This is a genomic window from Rhodococcus sp. IEGM 1406 (assembly GCF_030056745.1).
GTDB classification, from domain to species: Bacteria; Actinomycetota; Actinomycetes; order Mycobacteriales; family Mycobacteriaceae; genus Rhodococcus_F; species Rhodococcus_F erythropolis.
Genome location: NZ_JASHKO010000002.1, coordinates 820,056 through 836,296, shown reverse-complemented (window position 1 = coordinate 836,296; position 16,241 = coordinate 820,056). Strand labels below are relative to the sequence as shown.

General features: G+C 63.2%; 14 protein-coding genes. 8 read left to right on the top strand and 6 right to left on the bottom strand.

Annotated elements, in window-relative coordinates; all coding sequences use genetic code 11:
- Nucleotides 1–173 precede the first annotated feature (173 nt).
- From QM596_RS13245 to cofC, 3 genes are read right to left on the bottom strand one after another with little or no spacing between them, the layout of a single operon-like run.
- On the bottom strand, nt 174–1,100 hold the full coding sequence (locus QM596_RS13245) for a bifunctional NUDIX hydrolase/histidine phosphatase family protein (RefSeq protein WP_264614392.1): 927 nt from the start codon (nt 1,098–1,100) through the stop codon (nt 174–176).
- Nucleotides 1,101–1,117: 17 nt separating this feature from the next.
- Nucleotides 1,118–3,361 (bottom strand): RNA degradosome polyphosphate kinase, encoded by a 2,244-nt coding sequence (locus QM596_RS13240; protein ID WP_003942685.1) that lies wholly within the window; start codon nt 3,359–3,361, stop codon nt 1,118–1,120.
- A 51-nt stretch (nt 3,362–3,412) separates the two neighbouring features.
- Complete coding sequence (gene cofC, locus QM596_RS13235) at nt 3,413–4,162, bottom strand: 2-phospho-L-lactate guanylyltransferase (RefSeq protein ID WP_141487423.1); 750 nt, start codon at nt 4,160–4,162, stop codon at nt 3,413–3,415.
- 126 nt (nt 4,163–4,288) lie between these two features.
- Between cofC and QM596_RS13230 the strand changes: the two genes are divergently transcribed.
- The 3 genes from QM596_RS13230 (at nt 4,289) to QM596_RS13220 (ending at nt 7,614) form a co-directional block, all read left to right on the top strand.
- A complete protein-coding gene (locus QM596_RS13230; protein WP_019747941.1) occupies nt 4,289–5,287 on the top strand; it encodes an NAD(P)H-dependent glycerol-3-phosphate dehydrogenase in 999 nt (332 codons plus the stop codon).
- Nucleotides 5,284–6,435 carry a cystathionine gamma-lyase gene (locus QM596_RS13225; protein ID WP_283309187.1) on the top strand — a complete coding sequence of 384 codons (1,152 nt, stop codon included), beginning with the start codon at nt 5,284–5,286 and terminating at the stop codon, nt 6,433–6,435. Before QM596_RS13230 ends, QM596_RS13225 begins: the two co-directional genes overlap by 4 nt.
- A gap of 72 nt (nt 6,436–6,507) precedes the next feature.
- On the top strand, nt 6,508–7,614 hold the full coding sequence (locus QM596_RS13220; RefSeq protein ID WP_020907268.1) for a D-alanine--D-alanine ligase family protein: 1,107 nt from the start codon (nt 6,508–6,510) through the stop codon (nt 7,612–7,614).
- Here the strand turns inward: QM596_RS13220 and QM596_RS13215 are convergent, their stop codons facing one another.
- A complete protein-coding gene (locus QM596_RS13215; RefSeq protein ID WP_080910870.1) occupies nt 7,615–8,307 on the bottom strand; it encodes a DUF3515 domain-containing protein in 693 nt (230 codons plus the stop codon).
- An 89-nt stretch (nt 8,308–8,396) separates the two neighbouring features.
- Between QM596_RS13215 and QM596_RS13210 the strand changes: the two genes are divergently transcribed.
- Genes QM596_RS13210 through QM596_RS13200 form a run of 3 tightly spaced genes read left to right on the top strand, consistent with a single transcriptional unit; the run spans nt 8,397 to nt 10,582 of the window.
- Nucleotides 8,397–9,380, top strand: coding sequence for a thiamine-phosphate kinase (locus tag QM596_RS13210; protein WP_283309325.1), 984 nt, complete (start codon nt 8,397–8,399; stop codon nt 9,378–9,380).
- A 9-nt stretch (nt 9,381–9,389) separates the two neighbouring features.
- Complete coding sequence (locus tag QM596_RS13205; RefSeq protein ID WP_020969320.1) at nt 9,390–9,911, top strand: gamma carbonic anhydrase family protein; 522 nt, start codon at nt 9,390–9,392, stop codon at nt 9,909–9,911.
- Nucleotides 9,911–10,582: a uracil-DNA glycosylase gene (locus QM596_RS13200; RefSeq protein WP_020907272.1), complete on the top strand. Its 672-nt coding sequence runs from the start codon at nt 9,911–9,913 to the stop codon at nt 10,580–10,582. The genes QM596_RS13205 and QM596_RS13200 overlap by 1 nt, the downstream gene beginning before the upstream one ends.
- Before the next feature lie 66 nt (nt 10,583–10,648).
- Here QM596_RS13200 and QM596_RS13195 read toward each other — a convergent pair whose 3' ends face one another.
- Nucleotides 10,649–11,443, bottom strand: a complete 795-nt coding sequence (locus tag QM596_RS13195) for an enoyl-CoA hydratase-related protein (RefSeq protein WP_019747947.1) — start codon at nt 11,441–11,443, stop codon at nt 10,649–10,651.
- Nucleotides 11,444–11,574: 131 nt separating this feature from the next.
- Complete coding sequence (rpmB, locus tag QM596_RS13190) at nt 11,575–11,766, bottom strand: 50S ribosomal protein L28 (RefSeq protein WP_003942669.1); 192 nt, start codon at nt 11,764–11,766, stop codon at nt 11,575–11,577.
- A gap of 333 nt (nt 11,767–12,099) precedes the next feature.
- On the opposite strand from rpmB, the gene QM596_RS13185 reads away from it, so the two are divergent.
- Nucleotides 12,100–13,809, top strand: coding sequence for a DAK2 domain-containing protein (locus QM596_RS13185; protein WP_020969321.1), 1,710 nt, complete (start codon nt 12,100–12,102; stop codon nt 13,807–13,809).
- Between the two features lie 73 nt (nt 13,810–13,882).
- On the top strand, nt 13,883–16,144 hold the full coding sequence (gene recG / locus QM596_RS13180) for an ATP-dependent DNA helicase RecG (protein ID WP_029255116.1): 2,262 nt from the start codon (nt 13,883–13,885) through the stop codon (nt 16,142–16,144).
- Nucleotides 16,145–16,241 lie beyond the last annotated feature (97 nt).

The following is a 16,241-nucleotide window of genomic DNA, read 5'->3' as shown; positions in this document are numbered from 1 at the left end:
GAAAGTAGGCGCGTGGGGGTTAAAAACCCTATGCCGTAAGACAACGAGGTGCCGCCGCGGATCTGATCCGCGGCTGCACCTCTTTTTGCTGTCTGGGAGAAGTGTGAATTCTCCTGTGTTTCAGTGCTTTGCAAAACTACCGAATCGAGCTGGGGCCGGTTGGTCCAAATCCCTCAGGAGTTGGCGACTTTGGGGAGCGGGCTGTCGAGGTGATCGGCGGCGACGAGACGGCCGTCGAGGAACGAGAGCACCCAAGTGCTCGCCTTACGGTTGCGTGCAGAGGGCAGTGTTACACCGGCCGTATCAGCCCACCAGCGCATCAAATCGGGGATGACGCCTCCTTGGCTGCAGATCACTGGAGTGCCCTCCAGTGCGGCTATCTGCAGCGCACGTGCCCGAGCGGCGTCGGGATCGGCCTCGTAACCTTCTTCGGTCAGAAGAGGTTCCGTCGAAATCTCGACACCCAATGCCTCCGCCAACGGCATTACGGTGTCGATGCAGCGCGTACGGTCAGCCGCGAAAACCGTATCGGCTCCGAAGATTTTCAGCTGTTCGACCAAGGCGGCGGATTGTTCTTTGCCCTTGGCGTCGAGTGGACGCAAATTGTCGTCGCCCTTGTACCGCTTACGGCTTCCAGCCTTTGCGTGGCGGACGAGTAATACCGTTTTCGTGTCAGGCCGAATGGAAACGAAGCGGCGAAGAATCATTCGATCCATCGGGTAGGAAAGATGATCGGCGACCTCGGCGACCGGAAGCCAATAGAGAACATCTACTTCGTTATTCGGCCCGAAATCTCCGTCGACTGCTTCGGCCGACCAGTATTCGACTCGTTTGAGTTTGCGATGTCCCGGGATCGGGTACGTCACGCCACCGAGGTGCCTTCCGAAACGTCCGGTGATCGAGGTCTCTTCGCGGACCTCGCGAACTGCTGCGGTCAAGAAGGTCTCGCCTGGATCGAGCTTTCCTTTGGGGAATGACCAGTCGTCGTACTTCGGTCGATGTACGACGGCGATCTCGATGGCGGAAGGATCCTGGGGAGCCTTCCGCCACAGAACCGCGCCTGCGGCAAAGATGTTGGCTTTGACCGGCTTGTCGCTCATGGTGTGATCCGAGCCCGTCAAGACCCGCTGGCGGTGCGGCTGCGCATCAACGACTGTTGATGCTCACGTACGTCCTCACCGCGTTCGGGTGCAGCGACCCAACTGCCGTCCGGATGCAGTACCCAGCAGCGAGTTCGCGGATCGAGCGCGGAATCGAAGATGTCACCCAGTTGCTTCGACAGTTTCGGATCCTTGACCTGCACCATGACCTCGACGCGGCGATCGAGGTTGCGGTGCATCATGTCTGCGCTGCCGATCCAGAATTCGTCGGCCGAGCGGAAATGGAACATTCGCGAGTGTTCGAGGAACCGCCCGAGAATGGAACGTACTTCGATGTTTTCGCTGAGGCCCGGAACACCCGGCTTGAGCGCGCAGATTCCGCGGACCACGATCTCGACGGGGATACCGGCCTTGGACGCGCGGTACAACGCGTCGATGACCTGCTCGTCGACCAATGCGTTGGCTTTCAAGCGGATACCGGCATCGCGGCCTGCAAGCTTGTGAGCGATCTCGTTGTCGATCCGCTCGATGATCCCGCGGCGAACCCCGTACGGCGCAACGAGAAGGTTGCGGTAGCTCGTCTTTCGGGAGTATCCGGTCAGCGAGTTGAAGAGGTCGGTGAGGTCAGCACCGATCTCCGGTGCTGCGGTGAGCAATCCGACGTCCTCGTACATGCGCGCGGTCTTCGGGTTGTAGTTGCCGGTGCCGATGTGGCAGTAGCGACGAATTGTCGAACCTTCGCGCCTGACGACGAGGCAGGTCTTGCAGTGAGTCTTGAGACCGACGAGACCGTAGACGACGTGAACGCCGGCCTGCTCGAGTTTGCGTGCCCACTTGATGTTGGCTTGCTCATCGAAGCGCGCCTTGATCTCGACGAGGGCAACAACTTGCTTGCCGGCCTCGGCGGCGTCGATCAGTGCGTTGACGATGGGGGAGTCGCCCGAAGTTCGGTACAGGGTCTGCTTGATCGCGAGCACCTGCGGGTCGGCCGCGGCCTGTTCGATGAAGCGTTGAACGCTGGTGGAAAACGAGTCGTAAGGGTGGTGGACGAGCACGTCGCCCTCGCGCAGGGTCGAGAACACACTCTTCGGCGTCTCACGCTCGCCGAACGCCGGATGCGTCGCCGGGACGAACGGAGCGTCCTTGAGCGCCGGGCGATCGACGGCGTAAACCTGCCAGAGGCAGGACAAGTCGAGGAGCCCGGAAACCTCGATCACGTCAGCCGGATCGACGTCGAGTTCACGCAGAAGCAGTTCGAGCATGTGCTCGGTCATGTCGTCGGCAACTTCGAGGCGAACGGGCGAACCGAAACGACGACGCGCCAATTCACGTTCGAGTGCCTGCAGCAGATCCTCGTCCCGATCCTCTTCGACCTCGAAATCGGCGTTGCGTGTGATTCGGAAGGCGTGATGTTCGACGATTTCCATTCCGGGGAACAGCACGTCCAGATGAGCCGAAATCAGTTCTTCCATCGGGAGGAACGAATCGATGGTGGACGAAGACGTCGTGCTCTTGACTCGCACGAACCGGCCGACGTTGTCGGGGACCTTGACTCGAGCGAAGTGTTCGCCGCGGGTGACGGAGTCCTTCACTGTCACGGCGAGGTTGAGGCTCAGTCCGCTGATGTAGGGGAACGGGTGGGCGTGATCGACTGCCAACGGCGTCAGTACCGGGAAGACCTGCTCGTGGAAATGCGCCGATAGCCGGCCGTGATCGTCGGCGCTGAGGTCGGCCCATCTAACAATTGAAATGCCTTCTGCCGCCAGGGCAGGGCGGACCGAGTCGAGAAACACGTGTGCGTGCTTGTCGGCGAGTTCCTGGGTGCGACGCGCAATGAGCGCCAATTGTTCGCGTGGGGAGAGGCCGTCGGCGGACCTGACCGACAGTCCCGTCTCGTCGCGGCGCTTGAGTCCGGCGACCCGGACCATGAAAAATTCGTCGAGATTGGAAGCGAAGATGGCGAGGAACTTTGCGCGTTCGAGCAACGGCAGTGACTCGTCGGCAGCCAATGCGAGAACACGGGCATTGAAATCGAGCCAGCTGAGTTCGCGGTTTAGGTAACGATCCTCGGGAAGTCCGACGAGCAATTCGGGTAGCTCTGCCTTGGTAGCTGCTGGGGGAGCGCCCGGGATGTTGGTGGCGACCGCGACGGCCTGAGATCGCGGCGAGGTGGCCGCGCCGTTCTCGTGTCGGCCGGAGCTGTGGTCTCCGTCCGACTGGTCTTCGGAAATACGGTTTTCGAGTGCTTCGCCATTGCTCACTCGTCGATCATCCCCCACAATCGCGCGGTCCGACAATCGATGAAAGAAAATTCATCGACTGTTCGACGGCGTGGCCTTGAGTCTGGTCAACGAAGCCAATGTCGCGGGGCCTACTCCCATTGCGCGCACGGTGTCGAGATCGGCGTGGGTATCGACGTCGGTGCGCAGTCCCGGCCATTGGCCGTTGAGTGGACGAGCACCTGAATTAGCATGTCCCCGTGCGGATTCCGGACCGAATCGGGGGTCGAGCGCACTCTCGCCACACGCAAACAATGCGGAAGTGCCGGTGCCGTGGTGATCGACGACGACTGAACGTCCACCGCTTCGGGCGGCGGCCACGGCCTCCGTCAGTTCGCTCGGTTGCATCGCGGGCAAGTCGGCTTGCAGCACAACGAGGTCGACCACTCCGCGTTTGGCTCGGATATCGGCGGCCGCTGCACTCAACGCTGCGTTGAGGGTTTCCTCCGCGCGCGGTGAGGCGCCGTTGGTCAGCGAGATGTCGGGAGCTGGATCGGCGTAGACCGTCACGCCGACGGAATACGCAAGAGCGGCAACGGTCGGGTCTGGGGTGACCACCGTGACGGTGTCGATGGCAGAGACGGCGGCAACGGTCGCGAGGGTGTCGTGAAGCATGGCCAACACGAGGTCTGCACGCGCGTCCGCGTCGAGTTCGCCCGCGAGCCGGGACTTGGCCGATCTCAAGGACTTGACGGCCACTATCGCATGCATGGGGCGTTCGATCTCCGTGCGCGCATGCGGTGTCTCCACGACGTGTGGGTACGGGGGTTCCGCGCTGTCCATCCCTCGATCTTGCCAGTCATCACGCTCGGTGTCCGCGGCTGCCCACCGCAGTGCACCACAGGCGATACTCTGTGCAGACGATTTTTCTGGCGGCGACCCGCTTCGCCGGGTAGACGGGGTGAGCGTGTGAGTAAGGCAGCTGTATTGGGCGCAGGTTCGTGGGGAACGGCGTTGGCCAAGGTGATGGCCGAGGCCGGAACCGACGTGACGATGTGGGCCAGGCGTGAAGAGGTCGCGAAGCGCATCGACACCACGCACGAGAACAGCGACTATCTGCCAGGCATTGCTTTGCCTTCGTCGATTCGCGCGACCCACCACCACGAGGAGGCGATGGCAGGCGCTGACTTCATCGTGCTGGCGGTTCCCTCGCAGTCGCTACGGGGAAACCTGGAGCAGTGGAAAGGCTCGATCGGACCCGATGCGACTCTGCTGAGTCTGGCCAAGGGAATCGAGACCGGGACGCTCATGCGCATGAGCCAGGTCATCGTGTCGGTGACCGGCGTGGAACCGGGGCGCGTCGCGGTGCTCTCGGGCCCGAATCTTGCACACGAGATCGCCAGCGGGCAGCCAGCGGCCACGGTGATCGCCTGCTCGGATTCCTCGCGTGCCCTCGCTCTCCAGGATGCTTGCGCTACCGGCTATTTCAGGCCGTACACCAACTCCGACGTCATCGGTTGCGAGATCGGTGGCGCGTGCAAGAACGTGATCGCGCTGGCCTGCGGCATGGCCGCCGGTAGTGGATTCGGCGACAACACGGTTGCCAGCATCATCACCCGTGGTCTCGCCGAGACGATTCGGCTCGGTGTCGCGCTCGGCGCCAAGGCGTCGACGCTTGCAGGCTTGGCGGGCGTCGGTGACCTGGTCGCGACCTGCACGTCCGAGTTGTCGCGAAACCGGACGTTCGGAGAGAGACTCGGACGGGGCGGGTCGATGGAGTCGGCACAGAAGGCAACCAACGGTCAGGTCGCCGAGGGCGTGAAGTCGTGTACGTCGGTACGCGCACTCGCTGCAGGCTACGACGTGGAGATGCCGTTGACCGACGCCGTCCATCGGGTGTGCCACGAAGGCATGGCCGTCAGTGATGCGATCGGTCAGTTGCTCGGACGCCGGACGAAGCCGGAATGAGTGAAATTAATGTGAGTGATTTCGAGGGTTACGGGGATTCGACGCGCAGTGTGAGCGCCGTTGCGCGCGAACACGCTGCGGGCCAGCCCATGCAGCTGGGTCCGATATTTGCTGCGCCGTACCAACTTTCGGTGGACGAAGGCTCCGAGTCCGATACCTATGCTCGAGCGTCGAACCCGGGTTGGCGCGGACTCGAATCGGCGCTCGCGGCGCTCGAAGGAGCGGACCACGCACTCGTCATGGGGTCGGGGATGTCTGCGATCACCGCGACCTTGCGCAGCGTGCTCGTCGCCGGGGATACCGTCGTCGTGCCCTCGGACGGGTACTACCAGGTGCGGTTGTACGCGAACGAACGTCTGGCTCCGTTGGGAATCACCGTTCGCGAAGTCTCGACCCTGCAGATGGGCGACGCGAGCTTCGCGGATCTGCTCGACGCGTCACCGGGTCGCGTGGTCGTCGTCGCCGAGACGCCGTCCAACCCGGTGCTGGACGTGGTCGACCTTCGCGTGCTCGCCGACGTGTGTCACCGATCGGGCGCGCTGCTGATCGTCGACAACACGACTGCGACACCGCTGGGGCAGCGCCCGCTCGAATTGGGTGCCGACGTCGTGGTGGCCAGCGGTACCAAGGCACTCAGCGGGCACAGTGACCTCCTGATGGGTTACGTCGCTACTTCCGATGCGGCGGTGAGTCAGCGGATCGAGCGTGAGCGACTTCTTTCGGGAACGGTGCTCGGCCCCTTCGAGACGTGGCTTGCGCACCGGAGTCTCGGCACGGCAGGCCTGCGATTCGGGCGTCAGTGCGACAACGCGCTGGCCCTGGCCGAGATGTTGGCTGGACACAAAGCGGTCCGGTCCGTTCGTTATCCCGGCCTTCGCGGTGACCCGTCCTACACAACGGCATCCGGTCAGATGAAACGATTCGGCGGATTGGTGAGCGTCGAGTTGGATTCGGCTCAAGCATTCCACTCGTTCGTCGAAGCGAGCGCGCTCGTCACGGCCGCCACCAGCTTCGGTGGGATCCACACGACGGCGGATCGTCGTGCGCGCTGGGGCGATCCGGTCAGTGCGGGTTTTGTCCGAATCGCTTGTGGCATCGAGGACACCGCCGATCTCCTGGCCGACATCGAGCGCGCGCTCGACGCGTGAGCGGACCACGTCGATGATTTCCGGCCCGGCCCGATCGCGTGCCGAAGTCGATTCGGCGGTACGGTTTGACGCGTGAACAGCAGCCGTACCCGCGTGGCCGTGATCTTCGGTGGCCGGAGCAATGAGCATTCAGTGTCCTGTGTTTCCGCCGGAAGCGTCCTGAGCAACCTCGACCCGGATCGGTACGACGTCGTACCGATCGGCATCACAGTCGACGGTTCCTGGGTCCTCGGGTCGAGCGACCCCAGCTCCCTCGCGATCAGCGGGCGCGCGTTGCCGTCGGTCGACAAAGACGGAACGTCGGTGGTCCTCAGCGCGGACCCCACCCGCGAGGGCGAGGTCATCTCCTTCGACGGCTCCGACGCCGGTGCTGTGCTCGCGTCGGTCGACGTCGTTTTCCCCGTTCTGCATGGGGCTTACGGCGAAGACGGCACCATTCAGGGATTGCTCGAACTTGCCGGGGTTCCGTATGTCGGACCCGGAGTCCTGGCCAGCGCCGCCGGCATGGACAAAGAGTTCACGAAGAAGCTTCTTGCCGCTGAAGGACTTCCCGTCGGAGTGCAGGTCGTGCTTCGACCGGGAATCGCAACGCTGACCGAAGAGCAGAAGGCGGAGTTGGGCCTTCCCGTGTTCGTGAAGCCCGCTCGTGGTGGTTCGTCCATCGGCATCACCCGGGTGAGCAATTGGGACGGTCTGGACGGGGCGATCGCTCATGCGCGCCTGCACGATCCCAAGGTGATCGTCGAAGGCGCGATCATCGGCCGTGAGGTGGAATGCGGCGTCCTCGAATTCCCGAACGGTGACGTCAAGGCCAGCGTGGTCGCCGAGATCCGGATGCCGGATGCCGACACCGATTCGGACGCGTTTTACGACTTCGACACCAAGTACCTCGACGACGTCTGCGAATTCGACATCCCCGCAAAACTCGACGAGTCGGTGAGCGACCAGATCAGGGAGCTTGCAGTCCGCGCGTTCAAGGCACTCGATTGCCAGGGACTCTCGCGGGTCGATTTCTTCGTCACGGCTGACGGCCCGGTGATCAACGAGATCAACACGATGCCCGGGTTCACTTCCATCTCGATGTATCCAAAGATGTGGAACGCCACCGGAATCGATTACCGCACTTTGATTTCGACACTGGTCGACACCGCCATCGCTCGCGGTACCGGACTTCGCTGATCAGGGAACCGCGACCGGCGCCGGGTCGAGGGGCTTCTGTTCGAGAGTCGCCGTGATGGTGTCGGAGATCTCCTGAATCGGCGTCGGGCCGGTCCCGTCGGGGATCGTGATACCGATGTACTCACCGCGGTCTACGGCAAACCAAGTGCTCGCAGCCAGACCGACGTCGGTTCCCGAGACCTGGAACCATTGGACACCGTTCACAACCTGTAGTGCTGCAGCCTGGTCGAACTCGGTCGGACGGTCGAGCCCGCAGCGCAACACGATCGGCTCACCTTCGCTGCGCTGCCAAGCTGCCGCTCCAGCCGGAGCAGGGTCAACCAACTCGGCTTTCGTGAAGTCGTCGATCTTGTCGGGGAGCGCACCGAGGAGGGAAACGCAGGCCTCCGACTCCGCCGCCGGTGCCGGTACGGGTCCCAGCGCTACCGGCGAGAGTTCAGGGTTGTTTCCCGCGACGACGGCCGCGATCACCACTCCGACGATCAGGGCTACCGGGAGCGCGATGGCGGTGGCGATCAGCGCCGGACTGCGGCGCTCGGACGGATCGTTATCGCTATCGGGGTCGATGTCGGCGTTGTCTGCGGTGGAGGTGTTTTCTGCCATGCTCAGTTCTTCGCTCGGGTCCTGGTCCAGTCGATCAGCGGTCTCGTCACTTCGCAGGGCACGTCGGTGAATCGGTAGGATTGCCGACACACGCGTGAGCTTGCAGAAGCATTCACGACCACAGCTAGAAGGTACCGCAGGCCGCTTACGAGCGAATTGCGTCGGCATTGGAGACACTCATCGCATCATCGGAGTTCGGGTCAGAGCACACTGTCGAGCAGGTGGGGGAGTTCGACGTGATCGCGCGATCTCTGGTCGGCCGAATCCAACCGGTCACCACCGAACTGGGGCCGGGCGACGATGCCGCGATCGTGACGTCCGGAGACGGCCGTGTGGTTGTCTCGTCCGACATGCTGGTCGAAGGTCGGCATTTCCGAATGGATTGGTCTTCGCCACGCGACATCGGCCGAAAGGCAGTGGCACAGAACGCTGCGGACGTCGTCTCGATGGGAGCGCGGCCGACGGCATTCACCGTGTCTCTGGGATGCCCGCCTTCGACTCCGGTCGACGTGATCGACGCAATCTCCGCGGGAATCTGGGACGCGGCAACTGATCTGGGGGCCGGTGTGGTCGGCGGTGACCTGGTCCAGTCACCGGTAGTCGTGGTGTCGGTGACCGTGCTCGGCGATCTCGGTGGCCGTCCGGCAGTTCTGCGTTCGGGAGCAAAGATCGGTGACAAGATCGCGGTCGCCGGGTTGTTCGGTTGCTCGGCAGCAGGGTTGGCACTACTGCTCGACGAAGCCGAAAGCTTTCCAGACTTGCTTGCCGCTCATCGTGTTCCGAATCCGCCGTATCAATCGGCATGGGACGCCGCAGAATCAGCACATTCCATGACGGACGTATCCGACGGATTGATCGCGGACCTTCGACATCTCGCAGAGGCCTCGCACGTGCGGTTCGACATCGTCTCGGCCGCGGTTCCCACCTCACCCGATGTCGCATCGGCGGCCGAGGCGCTCGACGTCGATCCGCTGGACTGGATCCTCTCCGGTGGTGAAGATCACGGATTTGCAGCAACTTTCGGGCCTGAGGTCGAGATTCCGTCGGGTTGGACTGTGATCGGTGAGGTTGCGGCCGGTTCCGGCGTGAGCGTCGACGGTTCGCTTCGCGAGAGCGGTGGGGGATGGCACAGCTTTTCGCCCACCGGCACCACCGCGGTATAGGTTGCTTTCATGGCTGTATATGCACTTGGAGACAGAGTTCCGGACATTCATCCGGACGCATACGTTCACCCGGACGCAGTGGTGATCGGCGCCGTGACTCTCGCGGCGGGCACCTCGATCTGGCCGCAGGCGGTATTGCGTGGTGACTACGGAACCATTTCGGTGGGAACCGGATCCAACATCCAGGACGGAACTGTCATCCATTGCACCGCCATCGATGCGACTGTCATCGGTTCCGGTTGCGTGGTGGGCCACAACGCGCACATCGAGGGGTCGACCATCGAGGACCACTGCCTGATCGCATCGGGCTCCGTGGTTCTCAACGGAACGGTGATCGGGACGGGGTCGATCGTCGCCGCGGGTGCGGTGGTGGCCAACAAGATGCAGGTTCCCCCGCGCAGCATGGCACTCGGTGTGCCCGCCAAGGTCCGTGCGGGATACGAAGTTCCGCTCGGTCACCTCGACGGAAACGTCAAGATGTACGCAGCCAATGCGGCGTACTACCGCGACGCGTTGCGCAGGCTCGACTGATGGCGCCGCTTGCAGAGATCGTCGATCCAGGGTGGGCGCGGGCACTCGAACCGGTCTCGGAGCAGATCTCCGCGATGGGTAAGTTCTTGCGCGAAGAGATCGCTGCGGGACGGGAGTATCTGCCTGCAGGAGAGAACGTCTTGCGCGCATTCACGAACCCGTTCGACGACGTTCGAGTGCTCATCGTCGGTCAAGATCCCTATCCGACGCCCGGTCATGCTGTCGGGTTGAGCTTTTCGGTTGCCCCGGACGTGCGGCCGGTTCCACGAAGTCTCGGTAATATCTACAAGGAGTATCACCAGGATCTCGGGCTGCCGATACCGCCGAACGGCGATCTGACGCCGTGGTCGAAACAAGGTGTGCTGCTTCTCAATCGCGTACTCACCGTGCAGCCGGGTCAAGCCGCTTCTCATCGTAAGAAGGGCTGGGAGCCGGTGACCGAGCAGGCTATCCGCGCTTTGGTGGCGCGGTCGTCACCGATGGTGGCGATCTTGTGGGGTCGTGACGCGGCCACTCTCGCGCCGATGCTGGGCGACACACCGATCATCGAATCAGCGCACCCGTCACCGCTTTCGGCTTCGCGCGGCTTCTTCGGTTCGCGCCCGTTCAGTCGTGCGAACGAACTCTTGACCGGACTCGGGGCCGACCCGGTCGACTGGAATCTGGGCTGATCGAACTGCGCCTGCACTCACCTGGCATGCCGAACGTCGTGACACGACATTCGGCATGCCAGCTGACTAGGCCTGCTTTGCGGAAGTGAAATCGGGGCGACGCTTGTCGACGAATGCGTCGACACCCTCGCGCCCGATCGGGCTGTTCGCCGCGAGGGCGATGGACGCAGCCTCGGCGTCGAGTTGCTCGGCGAGCGAGTTCGTCCGCGACGAACGCAGCAGTGCTTTGATTCCCGAGTACGACGTACTCGGTCCGTTGGCCAAAGCGCGGGCGAGGCGAGCTGCCTCTTCCTGGACCTCGTCGTCGCCGACGAGTCGGGTGAGGATCCCCAGCCGGACGGCTTCGTCGCCACCGATCACCGAATCGTTGAGAAGAATCTCGCGAGCGCGTGCCACGCCGACGATGCGTGGGAGTGTCCACGACATTCCGCCGTCCGGGGTGAAACCGATGGAGGGGTACGCGGGGCGGAGCTTGGTGCCGGTGCCGCCGATTGCGACGTCGGCGAGGCAGACCAGGCTCATTCCGGCGCCGGCAGCCCATCCGTGGACCCCGGCCACCACTGGAGCGGTCGCGGCGTCGAGCGCGCGAACGAACACGTGGAAGACACGGGCAACCTCGGCGACGTACTCGCCGCGGTCAGGGGCTGCGGCGAACGCACGGACGTTGCCGCCGGCACAGAAGTTTGCGCCTTCGCCGACCAGAAGGATGCTCCCGATGTCGTTTCCGACTGTCTCGAGCGCCTGCGCGCCCTGAACCAGTCCTTCGTCGTCGAGGGAGGTGCCGTTGGCGGCGGTGGAAATGGTGATGCGGAGTACGCCCTCGTCGAGGGTCACTTTGCTCAGGTCATCGATGGAAGTCACTCAACGCACATTACGGGTGTCGGACAGCCATACGAAACACGGGGACACATAGATACAGCCACATAGAAACAGCTCTGCCCCCGTCACCGAAGTGACGGGGGCAGAGCCTGCAATAGTTTGTGCTCGGGCAATCAGCCCCGAGCGACCTTGCCTGCCTTCAGGCAGGAGGTGCACACGTTGACCTTACGGGTGTTACCCGGGGCAACCTCGGTACGAACAGACTGAATGTTCGGGTTCCAGCGACGATTGGTACGCCGGTGCGAGTGCGAGACCGACTTACCGAAGCCGGGCCCCTTGGCGCATACGTCGCAGACGGCAGCCATAGTCGCGAACTCCTTGTTAGAAATGAATATTGAAGTGGTTACCCTACACGGTAGGGCAGCCAGAATTACAATCCGAATATACTCGACTTCGAACCGATCCTTGACCGCTCACTGTGCAGCCGAACGTGAAAACAGTCAATCAGCAACAAACAAAGTGCAGCATTATTTCGTGTAGCCCGTTCGAGGCAACCGTGTAAGAGTAACCGCTTCCGGCCCGAATGGCCAAACCGCCCGGTAATGACGGTTGCGCAGAAGCGTCGGACTACCCTCGACTGCACCGATCACCGATCTCTTTTTCATCGTCAGTCTTTCCATCGTCGAGGGGAACCGTCAGTGGGGGAAGTGCAACGCGTCGCCGAAGAAGCGGAATCCGTCGCGGACGGACATCTGCTGCGGCGCTGGGCCCGTCGGGCGGTCGACAGCCTCCAGAAACGTCGCGGTGAGATCAACAGCCTCAACGTCTTTCCCATCCCTGATTCGGATACCGGCACCAACCTGTTGTTCACGATGCGGGCCGCGCTCGATTCCGCCGAGACGATCGAGGACGACGTCCGCAGTGCCGGCCGCGTCGCCAACGCGCTGGCTCGGGGCGCGGTGTCCGGTGCACGGGGTAATTCCGGAGTGATCCTCTCCCAGGTGATCCGGGGTATCGCGGAGAGCGTTCAAGGCGAGCACATCGACGGCCGTAGCTTTGCGAACTCACTGACCACGGCGACGGGGCTGGCTTCTCGGGCTGTCTCCGATCTGGTGGAAGGCACCATCGTCACGGTTCTGCGCGCGTCGGGTGAGGCAGCGCAGGAGTGCGTCGACACCAAGACGCCGAGCGGCGAGGATCTTGCTTCCGTGGTTGCCGCCGCTGCCGATGCGGCTGCGATCGCGCTGAACAAGACCCCGGAGCAACTGGACGTTCTGGCGTCGGCCGGGGTGGTCGATGCCGGGGGATTCGGTCTGGTTCTGATCCTCGACGCTTTTGTCGAGGTGGTGACCGGGAAGTCGCAGGTTCGCGAGGATCTGGGGACGCCGGACCCGAGGTCGAGCGCAGTTGTCGACGTCAGCGCATTCGATCACGATTGGGCTCACAAGAGCCCGATCGAATGTGGTGATCACTCGGAACAGGATTTCGAGGTCATGTACCTCGTCGACGACTCGGACGACGATCGCATGACGGCGCTGCGCACGCGGCTGTCCGTCCTCGGAGATTCGACGGTCATCGTCAGCGACGGCTTCGGTGGCTGGTCGGTGCACGTGCATTGCTGCGATGCCGGTGCAGCCGTCGAAGCCGGCCTCGAAGCCGGGAAGGTCCACGGTATTCGCATCAGCAGTTTTCTCGTCGACGAACGCGACCAGTTGGTGGCACGGGCGGAGAGGCGATTCCCGGGTGCCGGTGCCCGCGGCGTTCTGGCCGTCGTCGCCGGTGAGAGTGCGGCGGCGTTGTTCGAGAGTGAGGGTGCGACGGTTCTTCGGTGCGACGACGCGCCGGTGACACGTGCGCAACTGCTCGGCCGCATTCGTCAGATGGAGCGAAGTGAAGTTCTGGTGCTGCCGAACGGAGCCTTGACGGCTCAGGAACTGGTCGCAGTCAGTGCCGCTGCACGCGATCCGCTTCACCAGGTTCTGCTGCTGTCGACATCGTCGATGGTTCAGGGCTTGGCCGCACTTGCCGTTCACGACGCTCAACGCAACGTCGCCGACGACGGCTTCACGATGTCCGAGGCGGCGGCTGCGACGCGCTGGGGATCATTGCGAATTGCGGTCGAGCGTTCGCTGACGTACGTCGGGACGTGTGATCCGGGTGACGCGATCGGTCTGATGGGGCACGAGGTGGTGCTCATCGGTCCCGACGTCGCGGAGTCGAGTGCGCGACTGGTCGACCTCGCGCTCGGATCCGGTGGCGAACTCGTGACCCTACTCATGGGCGCCGACGCGCCGGACGCCCTGGCCGGGCAGCTCGAGGCGCACGTCATCGCGCACCATCCGGGCGTCGACGTGCTCGTCTATCAGGGTGATCAGCCGGGTGACCTGTTCCAGTTGGGTGTGGAGTGATCGAACCGGGTCTGTCGGTGACTACTGATATACGAACACATGTGCTTACCGCGACACTGTGCTGGAGGAACTGATGGCGACGCTCGCCGACCCACTCGATCGGCTGCTGGGAAAGAAGACCGCGGACGCGCTCGACGAGGCATTCGAGATTCGGACGGTCGAGGACCTGCTGCGTCACTACCCACACCGGTACGCGTCGGCAGGCAAGGAACTTGCCGAGAAGGAGCCGCCCGAAGGTGAGCACATCACCATCATCGCGCGGGTGGCGTCGGCGGCGGTCGTGAAGATGAAGAACCGTCCGGGGCAGATGTTGCGAGTATCGCTCGCGACTGATTCGCAGACCGTCGACGTCACGTTCTTCAACCCGCAGAAGGTGCGGCACGTCATCAAGCCCGGCGTGCGCGCGATGTTCTCCGGGACGGTGAAGTACTTCCGCGGCAAGTGGTCTCTCACCCACCCGAGCTACCTGATCCTCCCGGAACCTCGTGTCGGCGAGGAGGATTCGGTAGTTCCGCTTGCATCCATCAAGGGGGCCGGTGACCTTGCCGGTCTGGCTCGCGCAAACCAGGATCCCGGCGCCGAACTCGATCTGTCCGTCTTCGACCGCGCATTGATCCCGCTGTACCCGGCGACCCGCGAGGTCGAGAGCTGGACCATCATGCGGTGCGTGCGGCAAGTGCTCGATCAACTCGATCCGATCGAGGAGCCGTTGCCCGCCGAGACTCGGGCCGAGCACGGATTCATCGGTTTGGACGAGGCACTGCGCACCGTTCACCTCCCGGATACCAAGGAGGACATCGAACGATCTCAGGATCGTCTGCGTTTCGACGAGGCGCTGTCTCTGCAGTTGGTCCTCGCGATGCGTCGTCACGACAATTCCGAGCGTGTGGCGCCGGCCTGCGCTCCGGTTGCCGGCGGGATCGCGGACCAGTTCGAGGAGATGCTCCCGTTCACTCTGACGGAGGGACAGCAAGCAGTCGCGGAGGAGATCTCCAGCGATCTCGCTCGCCCACACCCGATGAGCAGGCTTCTTCAGGGCGAGGTCGGGTCAGGCAAGACCATCGTGGCTCTGCGCGCGATGTTGCAGGTCGTCGACGCCGGTTATCAGTGCGCGTTGCTCGCACCGACCGAGGTCCTGGCAAATCAGCACGCGCGATCACTGCGCAAGATGATGGGCCCGCTGGCCGCAGGCGGTGAACTCGGTTCGGCCGAACATTCCACCCGTATCGCCCTTCTGACCGGCTCGCTGCCGGTCGCTGCGAAGCGCGCAGCGCTGCTCGAAGCCGTGACCGGCGACGCCGGGATCGTCATCGGTACCCATGCGCTCATCCAGGACAACGTGGAGTTCTTCAACCTCGGCATGGTTGTCGTCGACGAGCAGCACCGCTTCGGCGTCGAGCAACGTGATCAGTTGCGATCACGTGCCCGTGAAGGTCTGAGTCCGCATCTGCTGGTGATGACGGCAACGCCGATTCCGCGAACCATCGCCATGACGGTGCTCGGCGACCTCGAGGTCTCGACTCTGCGGGAACTACCGCGCGGGCGAACCCCGATCAAGAGCAGCGTCGTGCCCGCGAAGCAGAAGCCGCAGTGGGTGGATCGCGCATGGGAACGAATCCGTGAGGACGTTGCCGCTGGTCGTCAGGCGTATGTCGTGTGCTCACGCATCGGCGACGGTGAGCAGGGTGCCGGTGAGGACCAGTTCACCGAGGAGAAGCAGCCCGAGACCAAGTCGGCAGTCGACGTCTTCGAAGAGCTGTCGAGTGGCCCGCTGGCTGATCTGCGAGTCGGGTTGCTGCACGGTCGACTGCCTTCCGACGAAAAAGACGTCGTGATGAGCGCGTTCAACGTCGGTGACATCGACGTCCTCGTCTGTACGACTGTCGTCGAAGTCGGTGTGGACGTTCCGAATGCGACGGTGATGGTGATCGTCGACGCCGAGCGGTTCGGCGTCAGTCAGCTCCATCAGCTGCGCGGACGAGTCGGTCGAGGCAAGCACCAGGGGCTGTGCATCCTCGTCACCGGAAGCAATCCCGGCGGACCGGCGTACGAGCGGCTCTCGGCGGTGGCAGCGACCAACGACGGGTTCGAACTGGCGCAACTCGACCTCGCGACCAGACGTGAAGGAGACATTCTCGGTGCGGCGCAGTCGGGCACAACCTCGAATCTGCGGCTGCTTTCCCTCATGGCTCACGGAGACATCCTCGAGTCCGCCAGGGAGTTCGCTCAGGGAATTGTCGACTCCGATCCGTCGCTCGAGGATCATCCCGCCCTCGCTTCCATGGTGACCGCTGCCCTGGACTCCGACCGGATCGAGTACCTCGAGAAGTCGTGACAGGTATGACGACAAGCTGAAATCGAATAGCACGAGGACCGCCGGGTTGGTTTCTCGATTCAGTCCGAAATATGAGACTCCGCATGTAGACGCAAGA